Source organism: Acidaminococcus sp. BV3L6, assembly GCF_000468835.1.
Taxonomy (GTDB): domain Bacteria; phylum Bacillota; class Negativicutes; order Acidaminococcales; family Acidaminococcaceae; genus Acidaminococcus; species Acidaminococcus intestini.
The window spans coordinates 86,860-102,399 of record NZ_AWUR01000034.1 but is presented as its reverse complement, the minus strand read 5'-3'; the positions used below and the strand labels follow the sequence as shown (position 1 = coordinate 102,399).

Annotated in this window: 15 protein-coding genes; all 15 read left to right on the top strand. The window is 50.3% G+C overall.

From position 1 onward, the window contains the following. Positions 1-49 precede the first annotated feature (49 nt). The 15 genes from HMPREF1246_RS06745 to HMPREF1246_RS06675 all read left to right on the top strand — a co-directional run bounded on the left by HMPREF1246_RS06745 (position 50) and on the right by HMPREF1246_RS06675 (position 15,323). Positions 50-841, top strand: coding sequence for a serine hydrolase (locus HMPREF1246_RS06745; protein WP_021737010.1), 792 nt, complete (start codon positions 50-52; stop codon positions 839-841). Positions 842-1,156: 315 nt separating this feature from the next. Continuing rightward, a complete protein-coding gene (locus tag HMPREF1246_RS06740; RefSeq protein ID WP_009014899.1) occupies positions 1,157-3,055 on the top strand; it encodes a glutamine synthetase in 1,899 nt (632 codons plus the stop codon). A 28-nt stretch (positions 3,056-3,083) separates the two neighbouring features. Then, the gene (locus HMPREF1246_RS06735; RefSeq protein ID WP_035224495.1) at positions 3,084-3,665 is read left to right on the top strand and encodes a 3D domain-containing protein; all 582 of its coding nucleotides are present in this window, start codon (positions 3,084-3,086) and stop codon (positions 3,663-3,665) included. A 13-nt stretch (positions 3,666-3,678) separates the two neighbouring features. After that, positions 3,679-4,125 carry a PaaI family thioesterase gene (locus tag HMPREF1246_RS06730; RefSeq protein ID WP_009014897.1) on the top strand — a complete coding sequence of 149 codons (447 nt, stop codon included), beginning with the start codon at positions 3,679-3,681 and terminating at the stop codon, positions 4,123-4,125. Positions 4,126-4,236: 111 nt separating this feature from the next. Then, positions 4,237-5,370: an acyl-CoA dehydrogenase family protein gene (locus tag HMPREF1246_RS06725; RefSeq protein WP_009014896.1), complete on the top strand. Its 1,134-nt coding sequence runs from the start codon at positions 4,237-4,239 to the stop codon at positions 5,368-5,370. A 60-nt stretch (positions 5,371-5,430) separates the two neighbouring features. Beyond that, positions 5,431-5,703: a hypothetical protein gene (locus HMPREF1246_RS06720; RefSeq protein ID WP_016459725.1), complete on the top strand. Its 273-nt coding sequence runs from the start codon at positions 5,431-5,433 to the stop codon at positions 5,701-5,703. Between the two features lie 293 nt (positions 5,704-5,996). Continuing rightward, positions 5,997-7,562: a phosphoenolpyruvate carboxykinase (ATP) gene (gene pckA, locus HMPREF1246_RS06715; RefSeq protein WP_021737029.1), complete on the top strand. Its 1,566-nt coding sequence runs from the start codon at positions 5,997-5,999 to the stop codon at positions 7,560-7,562. 136 nt (positions 7,563-7,698) lie between these two features. After that, positions 7,699-8,160 (top strand): tRNA (adenosine(37)-N6)-threonylcarbamoyltransferase complex ATPase subunit type 1 TsaE, encoded by a 462-nt coding sequence (gene tsaE, locus HMPREF1246_RS06710; RefSeq protein ID WP_009014893.1) that lies wholly within the window; start codon positions 7,699-7,701, stop codon positions 8,158-8,160. Beyond that, on the top strand, positions 8,154-8,846 hold the full coding sequence (gene tsaB / locus HMPREF1246_RS06705; RefSeq protein WP_009014892.1) for a tRNA (adenosine(37)-N6)-threonylcarbamoyltransferase complex dimerization subunit type 1 TsaB: 693 nt from the start codon (positions 8,154-8,156) through the stop codon (positions 8,844-8,846). Before tsaE ends, tsaB begins: the two co-directional genes overlap by 7 nt. After that, positions 8,819-9,280: a ribosomal protein S18-alanine N-acetyltransferase gene (gene rimI, locus HMPREF1246_RS06700; protein ID WP_009014891.1), complete on the top strand. Its 462-nt coding sequence runs from the start codon at positions 8,819-8,821 to the stop codon at positions 9,278-9,280. The genes tsaB and rimI overlap by 28 nt, the downstream gene beginning before the upstream one ends. Positions 9,281-9,289: 9 nt before the next feature. Next, complete coding sequence (gene tsaD / locus HMPREF1246_RS06695; protein ID WP_021737046.1) at positions 9,290-10,312, top strand: tRNA (adenosine(37)-N6)-threonylcarbamoyltransferase complex transferase subunit TsaD; 1,023 nt, start codon at positions 9,290-9,292, stop codon at positions 10,310-10,312. Between the two features lie 178 nt (positions 10,313-10,490). Continuing rightward, complete coding sequence (gene wbaP, locus HMPREF1246_RS06690; protein WP_026385645.1) at positions 10,491-11,888, top strand: undecaprenyl-phosphate galactose phosphotransferase WbaP; 1,398 nt, start codon at positions 10,491-10,493, stop codon at positions 11,886-11,888. A 33-nt stretch (positions 11,889-11,921) separates the two neighbouring features. Next, complete coding sequence (gene galU / locus HMPREF1246_RS06685) at positions 11,922-12,800, top strand: UTP--glucose-1-phosphate uridylyltransferase GalU (RefSeq protein WP_021737022.1); 879 nt, start codon at positions 11,922-11,924, stop codon at positions 12,798-12,800. A 19-nt stretch (positions 12,801-12,819) separates the two neighbouring features. Continuing rightward, complete coding sequence (locus tag HMPREF1246_RS06680) at positions 12,820-14,055, top strand: nucleotide sugar dehydrogenase (protein ID WP_009014887.1); 1,236 nt, start codon at positions 12,820-12,822, stop codon at positions 14,053-14,055. A 77-nt stretch (positions 14,056-14,132) separates the two neighbouring features. After that, on the top strand, positions 14,133-15,323 hold the full coding sequence (locus tag HMPREF1246_RS06675) for an iron-containing alcohol dehydrogenase (protein ID WP_231368254.1): 1,191 nt from the start codon (positions 14,133-14,135) through the stop codon (positions 15,321-15,323). Positions 15,324-15,540: the final 217 nt, after the last annotated feature.

The window sequence follows — 15,540 nt, the reverse complement described above, 5'->3', positions numbered from 1 at the left end:
CCCCAAAATAAATTATAGAACCTCTCTTTTTGTGAAAGGAGGAATTGTTGTGGAAACATGGGATGCATTGCAAAAGGATGTGGAGATGTATCTTGCAAAGCGCCCGGGCAAGACCGCAGTCAGTTGCTGGCTCCTTACGGAGAAGCAGGGGTTTTCCATCGGAGGAAAAAATGAACTGCCTTCGGCAAGTCTCATCAAGCTTCTTGTTCTTGTGGAACTTTGTGAAGAAGTCAGGCGAGGCAGGGCAAACCTTAAGGAAGCAATCTCCATTTTAGGGTCAGCCATAACTGGCGGTGATGGAATCATAAAGGAATTGAAAATTGGGCACACTTTCACGCTGGAGGAACTGGCCACGCTCATGATCATTGTCAGTGACAACGAAGCGGCCAATCAGCTGATAGATAGACTGGGCATGAAGGCCATCAATGAAAGAGCAAAAAAGTTGGGCCTTGCACAGACTCACTTGGGACGCTTGATGATGGCTGATGCGTCAGGGGAAAAAGAAAGGGACAATTGGACAAGCGCTGATGACACAGTTCATCTGCTGCGTGTAATCTGCGAGACTGCTAAAACAGGCAGCCCCCTCGGCCGCTGGATGATTTCCCTTCTTGCCCGTCAGCAGCAGGAGGGAGGCCTTAGACGCAATCTTCCTGACTTTGTGCAGGTTGCCCATAAATGTGGAAATCTTGCTGGCGTGGAACATGATGCAGGCATCTTCTTTGGAAAACGGCCTTACTTATTGGCCGTCCTTACGACAGAACAGCCTGCATCTTATGTGGGACGGGAAACCATCGGTATGGTCAGTCTCCTTTGTGCCAGAGCCTTTGGCTTGTTAGGATAATCTAATTTACTAAAGTTCGGGAAAATAAAGGAAATGCGCGAAAAAAGAGAAGAAAAATAGATGAAAATGAAAAAAATATGATAAAAACTCAAACTTTAAGATTATAAAAATATAAAACGTTCGTAAAATTTGCAAAAAAGACTAGGCAATCTTTTTTTCGTATGCTATAATAAGCCATGTAATTCAAGAGGAGATTCAATTCTCTCGGATTGCTTCCTTGTTGAAGGGTGTACATTGTGGATGGATGGCTGTCCGCGGTGCAGACCAAATGTGTAAGTCGATAGATAGGCGAGATAGGAAAGGGGTAATGAAACTATGTATCAGAAAGATCTTCTTTATGTGATCAAACCGAGCCAGCTCACACCGGATACGTTGAGAGCCATCCTCCTGCAGCATCCGGAAGTCCAGTTCGTTTCTTTCATGGGCATTGATTTTGCTGGCAACGATACGGATGAAAAAGTTCCTATCAGCGCTTTGCTCGATGATATGGAAACCATGCTCTATGAACACACGGCCCAGACGGATGGTTCTTCCGTTGTCCTGCCTGGCGTGGCTTCTCTTGATGACGCCCGTGTTGACATGGTGGCCGATCTCAGCGTCAACTGGTTTGTTGACTACAACACGGAAAACTTTGATGCTGATAACGGGAAGATGATTGGGACGCTCCGCATCCCTTGCTTCTTGAAGCACAACAACGAATTCGTTGATTCCCGCTATATCCTTAAGAGCACCCTTGATTATGTGGGAAAGGAACTGCTCGCGGAAATGAAGAAGGAAGGCAGCGTCCCGGGCCTTGCCTGCGATCCCAAGGAAATCGAGGAAATTGTTTTCACCAGCGCAACGGAACTTGAGTTCTGGACCAAGACTCCTCGTGAAAATGTTTCAACAACGGATCTTTCCTCTTCCCAGGTCATGCAGGAACAGTATTGGCAGCGTACGCGCGGCAATGTTCGGACTTCCTTGGAACAAGCCGTCCAGACCTTGAATCTCTATGGTCTTAACCCTGAAATGGGGCATAAGGAAGTGGGCGGTGTCCGCGGCCAACTCGATGAAAACGGCAATATGACCCACGTCAATGAACAGCTGGAAATTGATTGGCGTTTTTCGACCCCGCTCCAGGCTGCGGATAATGAAATCCTGGTCCGCAGTGTTGTGAAGGAAATCTTCCGCTCCAATGGACTTGAAGTTTCTTTCCAAGCCAAACCAATCTTCGGGGTGGCCGGAAGCGGTGAACATACTCACGTCGGGATTGCCGCCCGCCTGAAAGACGGTAAGATCATCAATCTCATGAGCCCTGCTGATATGAAGAAAGATTTTCTTTCTGCCGTAGGCTATGGCGTGCTCATGGGCATTCTCAAGAACTATGAAGTCGTAAACCCCATCGTTTCGGCTACGACCGATGCTTTTAACCGTCTGAGACCTGGATTTGAAGCCCCTATCTGTATCGTAACGAGTCTTGGCCGCAGCTATGATGTGCCGACCCGTAATCGGACCATCCTTGCTGGTCTCATTCGTGATGTTGATAACCCGAAGGCAACGCGTATCGAAATGCGGGCTCCCAATCCTTTTACCAACACTTATATGGTTACGGCGGCTTTCTACCTGTCCGCCCTTGATGGAATTGTTGCCGTCTTGCGTTCGGGCAAGGATACAAAAGCCCTTGAAAAAGAAATCTCCAAGAAACCGGGAGAAGAAGGATTCTACCTTGAAAAAGATCGGGCCTATCGCGCTGAAGATAACGTCTTTGAGGACTATACGGAAGACGAACGGAACAAGTACTTTGGCAAACCGCCGGCAACGGTTTGGGAAAACATGAAAGCCTTTGATGCCTATCCGGAAAAGGTGGAAGTCCTGACCCGCGGCAACACATTAAAGAAGCTGTACCTTGAATCCTTCAAGGAAGGAGCCTTGATTCGCTGGCAGACGGAACTGCTCCAGCATCTTATCCCCAATGACCGCAATAAGGTCAAGGCCATGAAACCCGTGAAGACGGCTTCGTCAACGGCTTGGGATGATGGACTGTGGCAGCGTGTAGAGGACCTGCGTGTTGAAATTGCCAAGGATACGGACACGAATACGAGCCTTTTCAGTCAAATCAAAAAAGCGTTTGCTGACGGAGATTTTGACAAAGCCTCCAATCTTCAAGTACAATTAAATCGTAAGATGGAAGAATTGGAAGCGTTGTATACGGATTACCTAGACAACATGATCTGATCCTTCCCGTAAGGGAGGTTGAGAAGCTGTGCGTGTAAGGAAATTAGGTTTCCTCCTGGCACTCCTTCTTCTTTTGACAGCGCCCCTTAGTTGCGTACAGGCCGCCAAGCTAGTGGCCCAGTACGGTGCTAAGGGGCGTCGTGTCGAAGAAGTCCAATCGATGCTCCATGAGCTGAAACTCTATCGGGGCGAAATTGATGGAGAGTTTGGTAAAGGAACCAAGGAAGCTGTCCTATCATTTCAGAAAAAACAAGGCAAAAAATTAACCGGTTCCGTAGATTGGCCCCTTTATAACCTGATGAGTAAAAAAAGCGGCCTTTCTTTTGGTCGGTACCGTAAGATCTGGACCATGGAAGCCTCGGCCTACAGCCCTCAGGATCCCGGTGTAGGAAGAATGACTTCGACCGGGCGCGTCCTGCGCAAGGGGATTGTGGCCACCGATCCTTATATCATCCCCATGGGAACCAAGCTCTATATCATGGGCTATGGGGAAGCGGTCGCGGCTGACGTGGGCAGCGCCATCAAAGGAAACCGGATCGACCTTGCGTTCATGAGCCGGCGGGAAGCCCTTGAGTGGGGCAGACGACGCGTCACTGTCTATATTTTGTAGAGGAGGATTTTCCATGGCAAATGTAATGAATGCCCAAGAAATCAAGGAATGGATGTACCACAAATTCGAAGAAAATGCTTTTATGAAACTGGCTGATATCAGCATCCTGGAAGTGACCTGCGGCGCTTGTAAGATGGCTATGGACGTCGACCCGAAAAAACATGGGAACCGTTACGGCGTGGTTCATGGCGGGGCTCTTTTTACGCTGGCCGATACGGCCATGGGAGCTGCCTGCTACAGCATTGGAGCTAAGGTTGTCACCCTTTCAAGCTCCGTCAATTTCATCCGCAATACCGCAGAAAAATGCCGCGTCATCGCCACGGCAACCCTCATTCACGTGGGGCATTCCACCATTGTCTGCCGTGTTGATATTGAAGGACCGGATGGACGCAAAATGGTTGATGTGACGGGCACCATGTTTGTTGTCGGCCATTTTGACGAGATTCCCCAAAAGTGGTAAAATAAAAACTACCTATGAGTCATTTGTCAATACTTGCCTGACTGGCGGGTCCGCTAGGCTAGACCAAGAGGGAGCCCGTTAGGGAAAACAAATCATAATCAGGAGGATCACATGGATTTCGCATTAACGGAAGAACAGTTGGAACTTCAGGCCATGGTTCGGGAGTTCGTCGAAAAGGAAATCGTTCCTTACACGGATGAAATGGATAAAAACAATGCCTGCCGTCCGGAAATTATCAAAAAAGCAGGGGACATGGGGCTGCTGAACCTAGTTGTCCCGGAAGAATATGGCGGACCGGGCCTTGACAGTGTGACCATTGCCATGATTTACGAAGAACTGGGTAAGGGCTGTGTTGGCGTGGCTACGTCCATTGCTGCAAATGCTCTTGCTTCCTATCCTATCTTGATTGCTGGCAATGATGAACAGAAGAAATATCAGTGTGATCTACTCAATAACGGCGGCTTGGCTGCTTTTGCCCTCACTGAACCGGACGCTGGTTCCGACGCGGGCGGTGTTTCGACGAAAGCCGTCAAGGAAGGCGACCATTATGTCCTTAACGGGAGCAAGGTCTTTATTACTAATGGCGGGATTGCTGACAGTTTCCTTGTCTTTGCCAATACGCGTAAAACAGGCGGGATCCGCGGCTTGACCTGCTTTATCGTCCCGAAGGGGACACCGGGCTTTTCTGTTGGCCGTAAGGAAGATAAGATGGGGATCCGTCCTTCCAATACGTGTGAGCTCATCCTGGAAGATGTTGTTGTTCCTGAATCCATGCGCGTAGGCCGGGAAGGCCAGGGCTTCCGCATTGCGATGCAGACGCTTGATTCTGCCCGTCCCTTCGTTGCTTCCGTAGCTGTAGGTGTGGCTCAGTCGGCGCTTGATATTGCAGCTCATTACGCACGGGAAAGAAGACAGTTTGGCCAGCCCATTTCTTCCTTCCAGCTCATCCAGGGCATGGTGGCAGATATGGCCATGAAAGTCCATGGCGCCCGCCTGATGGTCCAGCAGGCCTGCTGGATGCGTGACCAGGGCCTTGAATTTGGCATGGAAGCAGCCATGAGCAAGTGCTTTGCTTCTGATGTGGCGATGGAAGTCACGACAGATGCAGTCCAGATTATGGGCGGTTATGGCTATATGAAGGACTATCCTATGGAAAAGAAGATGCGTGATGCCAAGATTCTCCAGATCTACGAAGGAACCAACCAGATCCAGCGTCTTGTCATTGCCAATAAAATCCTGTACTGATGATGCTGAGGGGGGCTGCTTGGGCAGTGCCCCCCTTTTTTTGCTGAAAAGGAGACAGTCATGAAATCTTTTACCATGTTTGGCAGCCATGTCTGCCCTGATACGATTGCCGCTATGTGCATCCTGGACAAAAAAGGACTTTCCTATACGTACAAGGATATTACGGGCACCATGATCTTCCTGAAGGAATTTCTTCATCTCCGTGACAGCCGTGAAGACTTTCAGGCCGTCAAGGAGGGCGGATATGTAGGCATTCCCTGTTTTCTTTTTGAAGACGGGAGCCTTACGTTTTCCGTAGAAGAAGCCATTGTGTGGAGTGGGAAGGCAAAATGATTATCAATCTGACACCGGAAGAAATAAAATGTTGCTGATGTCTTTTATGAGTGGACAGAATACTCCATTTGCGGGGTGCCTGTCCGCTTTTTTCTAAGGGATGATCTCAAAAAAAATACGTAAAAGTGGGATAAAATGCGGCCCGGTGGGCCATAAGCGCCAAAGTGCATTTTCCGTCAATGCAGGCAATTTTCAGATACTTAGAGTTGCCAAGGCGGACAATCTGTCATATAATGAGTGTTATGAATGAAACGGTTTTTCTTCAATAATTAACCATAGGAAGAGGTAACGACATGAATAGTGAAAAGCTGCTGGCCGAAGCCAAAGAAGTCGTTCGGGACCTGAGTGTCCGCGAACTGATCGAAGCATCCATCCGCAATGGGGAAGGAACGTTCTCCGATCGGGGAGCCCTGCGTGTTACGACGGGTACCCATACGGGACGGTCCCCGAAAGATAAGTTCATTGTCGATACGCCCTTGACCCACGATATCGTAAATTGGAACAATAACCAAGCCTGCACGGAAGAGACCTTCAACCGGCTTTATGCCAAGTGTGAAAAGTTCATCAAGACTCATCGTGTCTATGTAAAGAACGTCAAGGCCGGAGCCGATCCCAGTTATCAGATCCGCGTCAAGTTCATTAATGAAATGGCCTGGCAGACGGTCTTCATCAGCCAGTTATTCATCAAGACGGATGAGCCAAGTACGGTGCCGGAAGACTTTACGGTCATTTCCCTGCCCGATGTCATGGCAGATCCTGCTGTTGACGGAACGAACTCTGAAACCTTCATCATTTTGAACTTTGACAAGAAAGTTGTCCTCATTGGCGGTGGTCTTTATGCTGGGGAACTCAAAAAATCCATTTTCTCCGTCATGAACTTCCTCCTGCCCCAGCAGGATGTTCTTTCCATGCACTGCTCCTGTAATGAAGGCAGCAAGGGTGATGTGGCCCTTTTCTTTGGGCTTTCCGGTACGGGGAAGACGACCCTTTCCGCAGATCCCCATCGTGCTCTTATCGGTGATGATGAACATGGCTGGGGGGATAACGGCGTCTTCAACGTTGAAGGCGGCTGCTATGCCAAGTGCATTGACCTGACCGAAGACAGTCAGCCTGAAATCTATCGCGCGGTCCGTTTTGGCGCCGTCATGGAAAATGTTGTTGTCGACCCTAAGACGGGAGCGCCTGATTTCAGTGATAATACCATCACGGAAAATACCCGCGTGGCTTATCCTTTGAATTATATCCCCAATGCTAAGATTCCAAGCCGTGCCGGCCATCCCAAGAACATCATTCTCCTCACGGCCGATGCTTTCGGCGTTCTGCCTCCGATTTCAAAGCTTACGAAGGAACAGGCCATGTACCATTATCTGACGGGGTATACGAGCAAGGTCGCTGGGACGGAACGGGGCATTACGGAACCGCAGGCAACGTTCTCCACTGCCTTTGGCGCACCTTTTCTGCCCCTGCAGCCCCTTGTCTATGCAAAACTCTTGGGTGAACGGATTGCTCGTCACGAAACCAATGTGTACTTGGTCAATACGGGGTGGAGCGGCGGTCCTTACGGCGTTGGCAAGCGGATGAAGCTTGCCTATACGCGGGCCATGATCCATGCAGCCCTTGATGATGAACTGGGGGAAGAAGGTTGGACGACCATGCCCATGTTTGACATTGCCATTCCTAAGTCCTGTCCCAACGTGCCGAGCACGATCCTCAATCCGCGGAATACGTGGACGGATAAGAATGCCTACGATCAGATGGCAAAGAAACTGGCCGGCCTCTTCATTGATAACTTTAAGAAACTCTTTGAAGGCAAGGTCACGGATGATATTGCCTCTGCCGGTCCACATATTGATGATTGACTGCCCGTCCAGGGAGTGCTGCCATCAAGCAGCACTCCTTTTGTTTTCTTGTGAAGTCCCTTCCTTTTCTGGGAGACTTTGGCAAAGGTCAGGGGGAAGTGTGGTATAATAGACGCCGTAAAGGAAGGTGGAAGCCATGATCATCGCGTGTCCCACGCTTAACGAAACAAAAAAATTGGGCCGTGCCCTGGGAACCGTCCTTGGTGACGGTGATGTGGTCCTTCTTGACGGGGACCTCGGTGCCGGCAAGACGACCCTTGTTACGGAAATTGCAGAAACACTGGGCGTGGACAGACGGGACGTATCAAGTCCCACGTTTTCTCTCATGAATGTCTATCGGGGGAAGAAGCTGACTCTCCAGCATTTTGACCTCTATCGTCTGACTTCCAGTGAAGAATTGGATGATATCGGGTTTTATGAATATGTCGGTGCTCCCGGTGTGACCTTCATTGAATGGGCAGAACTTTTCCCTTGTGAGATGCCGGAAGACCATTTGTCCATTACCCTCCGTCAGGAGGGGGCTGGGCGAGTGGCCGAACTGGTGCCCCATGGTGCCCATTATGAAGCGCTTGTACGAAAGGTGGAAGAATTGTGCTGACCCTTGGAATCGATACATCGACCCGGGTCTCCTCCGTTGCTCTTTGTGATGGGGAAAAGATCCTGGGAGAAGTGGATATCAATGTTGGAATGACCCATTCTGAAGGACTCGTGCCCCAACTGGAGGTCCTATTGGAACGGACCCATATTCAAAAAAGCGAGCTGGAACTGATTGCCGTAAGCCGCGGTCCCGGCTCCTTTACAGGACTGCGTATCGGTATGGCGACGGCGGAAGCCCTGGCTTACAGCCTAAAGATTCCGCTGCGTGCCGTCGACACTTTGGAAGCCATCAGCTATAACCTGCCTGTGGCAGGAGTACTCCTTGTCCCCGTCCTTGATGCCCAGAAAGGAAACCTTTATGTAGGGCAATATCTTTGGGACCAGGGACGCCTGGAAGAAGTGGAACCGGTTTCTATCCTTTCCCAGAAGGAAATCATTCCCCTTATGGAACAAAAGGACCGGCCTGTGATCCTTTTGGGAGAATGTCATCGCATCCCCAAAAAAGAGGGGTTCCTGGTTGCTATGGCACCGGAAAGTGCCCGCATGCCCAGAGCCAGTTCTGTTGCAATCCTTGCCCAGGAAAACTATGAACCGGGGGACCTTTACGATTATTTTGGAATGGAGCCTTTTTACATCCGGCGCTCTGAGGCGGAGGAACTATGGGAAAAGCGGCATCCATCGAAGTAAGAGAGCTGACGGAAGGGGATCTTTCCTGGGTCCTTCCCATGGATGAAGGGGCCTTTTCCTTAGCGTGGAAAAGGGAAACCTTTTTGGAAGAACTGACAGGGCGGCTTGCCCATTACTATGGCGTGTTTGAAGACGGCACGCCTATTGCTTACGGCGGTTTTTGGCTTGTTGCCGGCGAAGCACAGATTATGCGTCTTGCTGTCGATCCAGGCCGACGGGGTGAGAAAAAAGGGCTCTTTTTGGTGGCTTCCCTGATTGAAAAGGCACGGGATCTTGGTGCGGAGGAAGTGACCCTTGAAGTGAGGGAACACAACCTGCCGGCCCGTAAAACCTATGAACATTTGGGCTTTTTTTCCTGCGGAAAACGGCCCCATTATTATGCAGACAGTGGGGAAGACGCCGTGCTCATGCGCCTTCTCCTTACTGATATGTAAGAAAGGAACATGATGGAAAAAGATCTTACCATCCTAGGCATTGAAAGCAGTTGTGATGAAACCGCAGCATCCGTCGTCCGGAACGGGCGGGAAGTGCTCTCCAGTGTTGTATCGACACAAATCTTGGTACACCGTAAATTTGGCGGTGTCGTTCCGGAAATTGCGTCCCGGAAACATATCGAACATGTCATGCCCGTCATTGACGAGGCGCTCAAGAAGGCCCATCTTGGGTTAACGGAGATTGACGCCATTGCTGTCACCTACGGACCGGGCCTTGTAGGGGCCCTGCTTGTCGGCCTCAGTGCAGCAAAAGGGCTTGCGCTTGGAACAGGAAAACCCTTGATTGGAGTCAATCACTTGGAAGGGCATGTTTTTGCCAATTTTCTTTCCGATCCGGATCTAAAACCGCCTTTTTTGGCCTTGGTTGTGTCTGGCGGTCATACCTCCCTGCTTGTTGTGGAAGACTATAACACGTTCCGCCTTTTAGGTCAGACCCGTGATGACGCAGCCGGTGAAGCCTTTGATAAGATTGCCCGCTTTATGGGCCTGCCTTATCCTGGCGGTCCGGAAATCGAAAAACTCGCCCTTTCCGGCAAGGCGGAGGCCATTGATTTTCCGCGTCCGCTTCTGCCCAACAGCTATGACTTTAGCTTCAGCGGCCTGAAATCTGCCGTCATCAACTATCTTCATGCACAAGCACAGCGCGGTCTTGAGGTCAAGCGGGAAGACGTGGCTGCTTCTTTCCAGGAAGCCATTGTGGACGTTCTTGTAACCAAATGCAAGGAAGCTCTTATTGCGACAGGACTTAAGAAAGTTGTCCTGGCCGGCGGGGTGTCCGCTAACCGCCATCTGCAGGAAGCCCTTGCCCAAGGCGCTGATTCCGTGGGGGCGGAACTTGTCCATCCAACGCCCATCCTCTGTACGGATAATGCTGTCATGATTGCTGTACGGGGATATTATCAGTATCTTGCTCACGACTTTGCCACCCTTGATCTTAATGCCAATCCTTCGCTCAAATTGGGGGAGGCGTAAGAACGCAGTCTTAATGAGGAGCGCAGGCGGATATTGTAACCGCCTGTTTTTTTCGATATAATATAAGATATGTAAAATACCCGGTTTTCCGGTTCTATGATGGGAGTGTGTGCTTGTGCGTCCTGAGTCTAAGCAGGAGGGATCCCGGGGGACCCATAAACGCTTCATTGAGCATCATTTGAGTTATTTCTTGCCCACGTTCTATATGCTGAGCGACTGGATCTTTATCCTTTTGGCGGAACATCTGGCCGTCAGTGCCCGCAATGGTCTAATGGGCAGTTCCGTGCTGCACATTGCTTGGCTCAATAAGTGGATTGTATTCCCCCTCTTTTTTATTTTATTTTTACGGGCCGGGCGGGTCTATCAGAAACCGATGGGAATCTGGCGCCTGCTGGAGCGTATTTTTTACGGCTGTGCCTATGCCATTTGCCTCATTATCCTCTTGGTCTACTTGACCCACATTGGCAATTCCACGAGCCGGCTCTTCATTGCTTTCTTGGGAATCTTTTCCTTCCTTTTCCTCAGCCTTTCGCGCCTTGTTATGACAAAAATCCTTGACTGGGCCGGTATTGGGCGCTATCCAGTCCTTCTTGTTGGGGCCGGCAAGACGGCACAGCTGCTCCTGCGCGGCATCAAGGACGACGTCGGGCTGAATTATCATGTCATTGGCTATGTCGATGACGCTGGGGAGCGAAAGGAAAATGTTGGCAATCTTCCCTATCTGGGAACCTTGGACGAGATTGAGCCGATCTTGACAAAAACGCAGGTCAATGATGTTTTCATTGCCGCTCCCGGGCTTTCTCCAAAGAAGCTTGACAGCCTGATTTACCGCATCCAGCCCCTTGTCAGGAATCTCTCCTTCATCCCTGATCTCATTGGGCTTCCCGTCAATGGGGTCACTGTGGAAAGTCTCTTTAATGAGCGGCTGCTTGTCATGGGCCTGCGAAACAATTTGGCTAGAAGTTACAATAAGATTCTGAAATACCTTTTTGACATGGTCCTGACCCTCATTGGCATCCTTGTGATCAGTCCAATCCTGCTTCTCTTGGCTCTTTTGGTACGGCTTGATTCACCAGGCCCCATTCTTTTTGCCCACAGGCGGATCGGACAGGGCGGTAAGGAATTCCCTTGCTATAAATTCCGTACCATGTGCGTTGATGCCGATGTGAAATTAAAGGAGTACTTGGCTTCCCATCCGGAGGCCCGGGAAGAATGGGAACGGGACTTCAAGCTTAAGGATGATCCCCGCATTACGCGGATTGGGCACATCCTGCGCCGGACGAGCCTTGATGAACTGCCCCAGCTCTTTAACGTCCTTAAAGGAGAAATGAGTCTTGTTGGGCCGCGCCCCATTGTTCGGGCTGAAATCCCTAAATATGGCAGCTATATCTCTGACTTTTATATGGTTCGTCCCGGCATTACGGGGATGTGGCAGGTGAACGGACGCAGTGATACGACCTATGAGGAGCGGGTCCAAATGGATTCCTGGTATGTCCGCAATTGGTCGATTTGGCTTGACCTGTCCCTGCTTTGGAAAACATTCAGTGTTGTATTACATCATAAAGGGGCCTACTGATGAGGAGGCCCTCTTTGTTTAGGAGGAACACTCATGCAAAAAGTGCGTAAAGCCGTAATTCCGGCTGCTGGTTTCGGAACCCGTTTCCTGCCAGCTACAAAAGCGATGCCCAAGGAAATGCTTCCCGTTGTTGATATTCCGACCATCCAATACATTGTAGAGGAAATCCGTGCAAGCGGGATTGAACAGATCCTTATCATCAGCGGCCATGCAAAGCGAGCCATTGAGGACCATTTTGATTCATCTCCCGAATTGGAAAATCATCTCTATCAAGCAGGAAAATTGGAACAACTGCGGCAAATCCGTGATATCTCAAGCATTGATATCCATTATATCCGTCAAAAGCACATGCGCGGCCTGGGAGATGCCATTTACTGTGCCAAGGACTTTGTTGACGGTGAACCTTTTGCCGTCATTTTAGGGGATGATATTGTCTATACGGAGGGAAAGCCGGCCCTGCGTCAGCTCATGGACCAATACGAGGCGACAGGAGCAACAATCCTGGGCTGTCAGACCGTGCCCCGCGAAGATGTCTCCAGTTATGGCATTGTAAAGGGCAAGGAAGTCGATGGTGTAGATGTCCTCATGAAAGTCGAGGATATGGTGGAAAAACCGGCTGTCAAGGACGCACCAAGCCGTATGGCGATTTTAGGTCGGTATGTGATTACGCCGGATGTATTTGATGTCCTTTCTGAAACAAAGCCAGGAAAGGGCGGCGAAATCCAGCTGACTGATGCCCTTCGGGTCATGAGCCATCGTGAGCCCCTTTATGCTTACCGTTTTTCCGGCCGTCGCTACGATGTGGGCAATAAACAAGGTTATCTCCAGGCCATGGTGGAATATGCCCTGCGTCGGGATGACCTAAAAGACGAATTTGCTTCCTATTTGAAGAACATCGTCAAAGGTCTGTAGCTGATTCGAAGGTGAAAGAATGGAAAAAGAAAAACGGGATCTTGTCCTTGCTGTGGCAGGTCTGGGCTATGTTGGACTATCCCTTGCGGTCCTGTTATCCCAGCATCACAAGGTTTATGCAGTTGATGTGGATCCACGGCGTGTAGAAGAGTTGGCACAGGGCCACTCCCCGATTTCAGATCGGGAACTGGAACATTACTTGAAAGATCGGCCGCTCCAGCTTCAGGCAACACTGGATGCGCGGCAGGCCTATGAACAGGCTGATGTTGTGATTGTCGCGGTCCCAACAGACTATGATGAGACTCATCATCAGTTTGATACATCCCATGTAGACGAAGTCCTGACCCTGATTGAACAGGTTCATCCAGAGGCTCTGGTTGTCATCAAATCCACGATTCCTGTAGGGTATACAAAAGCGGCTGCTCAGCGTTATCAGAAGCTGCACCTGCTTTTCAGTCCTGAATTCCTGAGGGAGGGAAGGGCCCTTTATGATAACCTTTACCCTTCCCGCATCATCGTGGGGATTGGCTCCCAAGGGCCGGACATGGAAACCGAGGCCCAGCTGTTTGCACAGCTTCTTAAAGAGGGTGCGGAAAAAGAAGACGTTCCTATCAAGATAATGGATTCTTCAGAGGCGGAAGCGGTCAAACTTTTTGCCAATACCTACCTTGCCCTGCGTGTGGCCTATTTCAATGAACTTGATACCTATGCCTGTGTAAAGGGCATGGATACAAAATCCATCATCGATGGCGTCTGCCTTGATCCGCGGATTGGCGGGCATTACAATAATCCCTCCTTTGGATATGGCGGGTATTGCCTGCCCAAGGACACGAAAGAACTTAAGGCGGATTATGGCGGCGTCCCAGAAGCCCTGATGGATGCGGTCATCCGTTCCAACGAGATTCGCAAAGCGTTCATTGCGCAGCAAGTCTTGGAAACGGCCCGATCGGCTGCAAATAGCGATGCTGCCCGTCCTGTCATCGGTATCTATCGCCTCATCATGAAATCCGGCAGTGATAATTTTCGGCAAAGTGCCATCCAGACAATCATGGACTTACTCAAAAAGGAAGGGGCACAGCTTCTCATCTACGAGCCAACCCTTGAAGAAGGCAGTTTATTTGGGGGCGGCCGTGTAACCCGTGACTTGCCCTACTTTAAGGAAACAAGTCAGGTCATTGTTGCAAATCGTATGGACAGCGCACTTAAAGATGCTGCCCACAAGGTCTATACACGTGACCTTTTTGGCCGTGATTGATAATGGGATGCTAAAAACCAATGACGCCTGCAGAAATGCAGGCTTTTTTTGAAAAGCAGGAAAGGAGGGGGCTTATTATGATTTGTGATTTCACCTATTATTCCCCGACTAAGGTTGTCTTTGGGAAGGGAAGGGAAAGAGAAACCGGTGTCCTTGTAAAAGAACGGGGCGCCCAAAAGGTTCTTATTCTTTATGGAGGGAAAAGTGCCCAAAAAAGCGGGCTTCTTTTCCGCGTCACGGACTCCCTTGAACAGGCGGGCATCGCTTATGCTGCCTTAGGCGGTGTTACCCCCAATCCCCGTTTGTCCTTTGTCCGGATGGGCACCCAAAAAGCCAGGGAAGAGGGCATTGACCTGATTCTTGCCGTAGGCGGCGGCAGCGTAATCGATGCGGCAAAGGCCATTTCCTACGCACTTTGCTATGAAGGCGATGTGTGGGACTTCTATGCGGGAAAGGCCCAGGCCCAAAAAGCCCTTCCTGTCGGTGTGGTCCTTACCCTTGCTGCTTCGGGAAGTGAACTTTCCAATTCATCGGTCATTACAAACGACAGGACCCATGAAAAAAGGGGCTATAACAGCGATCTGGCCCGCCCGGTTTTTGCTGTCATGAACCCGGAACTTACCATGACCCTGCCGGCTTACCAGACGGCCTGCGGCTGCTGTGATATCATCATGCATACGCTGGAACGCTATTTTGTCCAAGGCCCCAGTATGGAACTTACTGATGCCCTCGCAGAAGGCCTGCTGCGGACCGTTATGGCTCAGAGCCTCATCCTGCGGGATCACCCTGATGATTATGATGCACGGGCTGAAATCATGTGGGCGGGCAGTCTTTCTCATAATGACCTGACAGGCCTTGGTCATTGTGCCAGGGATTTTGCTACCCATCGCCTGGAACATGAAGTGAGCGGTCTTTATGATGTTGCCCACGGGGCAGGTCTAACGGCCCTATGGGGAAGCTGGGCCCGGTATGTCTATAAGGACTGCCTTCCCCGCTTCTGTCGTTTTGCCCTTCATGTCATGAATGTGCCGGAAATCGGAAGTGATGAAGCCATTGCCCTCAAGGGCATTGAGGCCCTGGAGGCCTTCTTTGCTTCCCTTTCCATGCCGATTTCCCTTAAGGAGCTGGGCCTTATCCTTTCAGATGAGGATCTTCGCACACTGGCACGCATGTGCAGCCATACCGCAAAGGATGCCCTGGGATCGGCAAAAGTGCTTCATGAAAAAGATATGTACACAATTTATAAAGCGGCCTATGAACGCACCTAAGGCACGGTAAATGGAACAATGACCATCTGGCAGGGAAAGTGTCCAGATGGTCATTGTTCGGCTTTTTGGGAGGACCGCTAAAGGCACTGGTGCTATTTTATAAAAAAGCGGAATGAACGAAGAGACTCGAAGGAGGCAGCACCCAAAGACGAAGGACCCGACTGGGAACATGCCTAGTCGGGTCCTTTTAACGGCACTATGAGAGAGAGGGTAACGG

Coding starts and splice junctions, on each gene's coding strand:
- pckA (WP_021737029.1), top strand. CDS start 5,997: ATGAATAGTGAAAAGCTGCTGGCCGAAGCCAAAGAAGTCGTTCGGGAC.
- tsaD (WP_021737046.1), top strand. CDS start 9,290: ATGATGGAAAAAGATCTTACCATCCTAGGCATTGAAAGCAGTTGTGAT.
- HMPREF1246_RS06725 (WP_009014896.1), top strand. CDS start 4,237: ATGGATTTCGCATTAACGGAAGAACAGTTGGAACTTCAGGCCATGGTT.
- rimI (WP_009014891.1), top strand. CDS start 8,819: ATGGGAAAAGCGGCATCCATCGAAGTAAGAGAGCTGACGGAAGGGGAT.
- HMPREF1246_RS06740 (WP_009014899.1), top strand. CDS start 1,157: ATGTATCAGAAAGATCTTCTTTATGTGATCAAACCGAGCCAGCTCACA.
- HMPREF1246_RS06730 (WP_009014897.1), top strand. CDS start 3,679: ATGGCAAATGTAATGAATGCCCAAGAAATCAAGGAATGGATGTACCAC.
- HMPREF1246_RS06720 (WP_016459725.1), top strand. CDS start 5,431: ATGAAATCTTTTACCATGTTTGGCAGCCATGTCTGCCCTGATACGATT.
- tsaE (WP_009014893.1), top strand. CDS start 7,699: ATGATCATCGCGTGTCCCACGCTTAACGAAACAAAAAAATTGGGCCGT.
- HMPREF1246_RS06680 (WP_009014887.1), top strand. CDS start 12,820: ATGGAAAAAGAAAAACGGGATCTTGTCCTTGCTGTGGCAGGTCTGGGC.
- HMPREF1246_RS06675 (WP_231368254.1), top strand. CDS start 14,133: ATGATTTGTGATTTCACCTATTATTCCCCGACTAAGGTTGTCTTTGGG.
- galU (WP_021737022.1), top strand. CDS start 11,922: ATGCAAAAAGTGCGTAAAGCCGTAATTCCGGCTGCTGGTTTCGGAACC.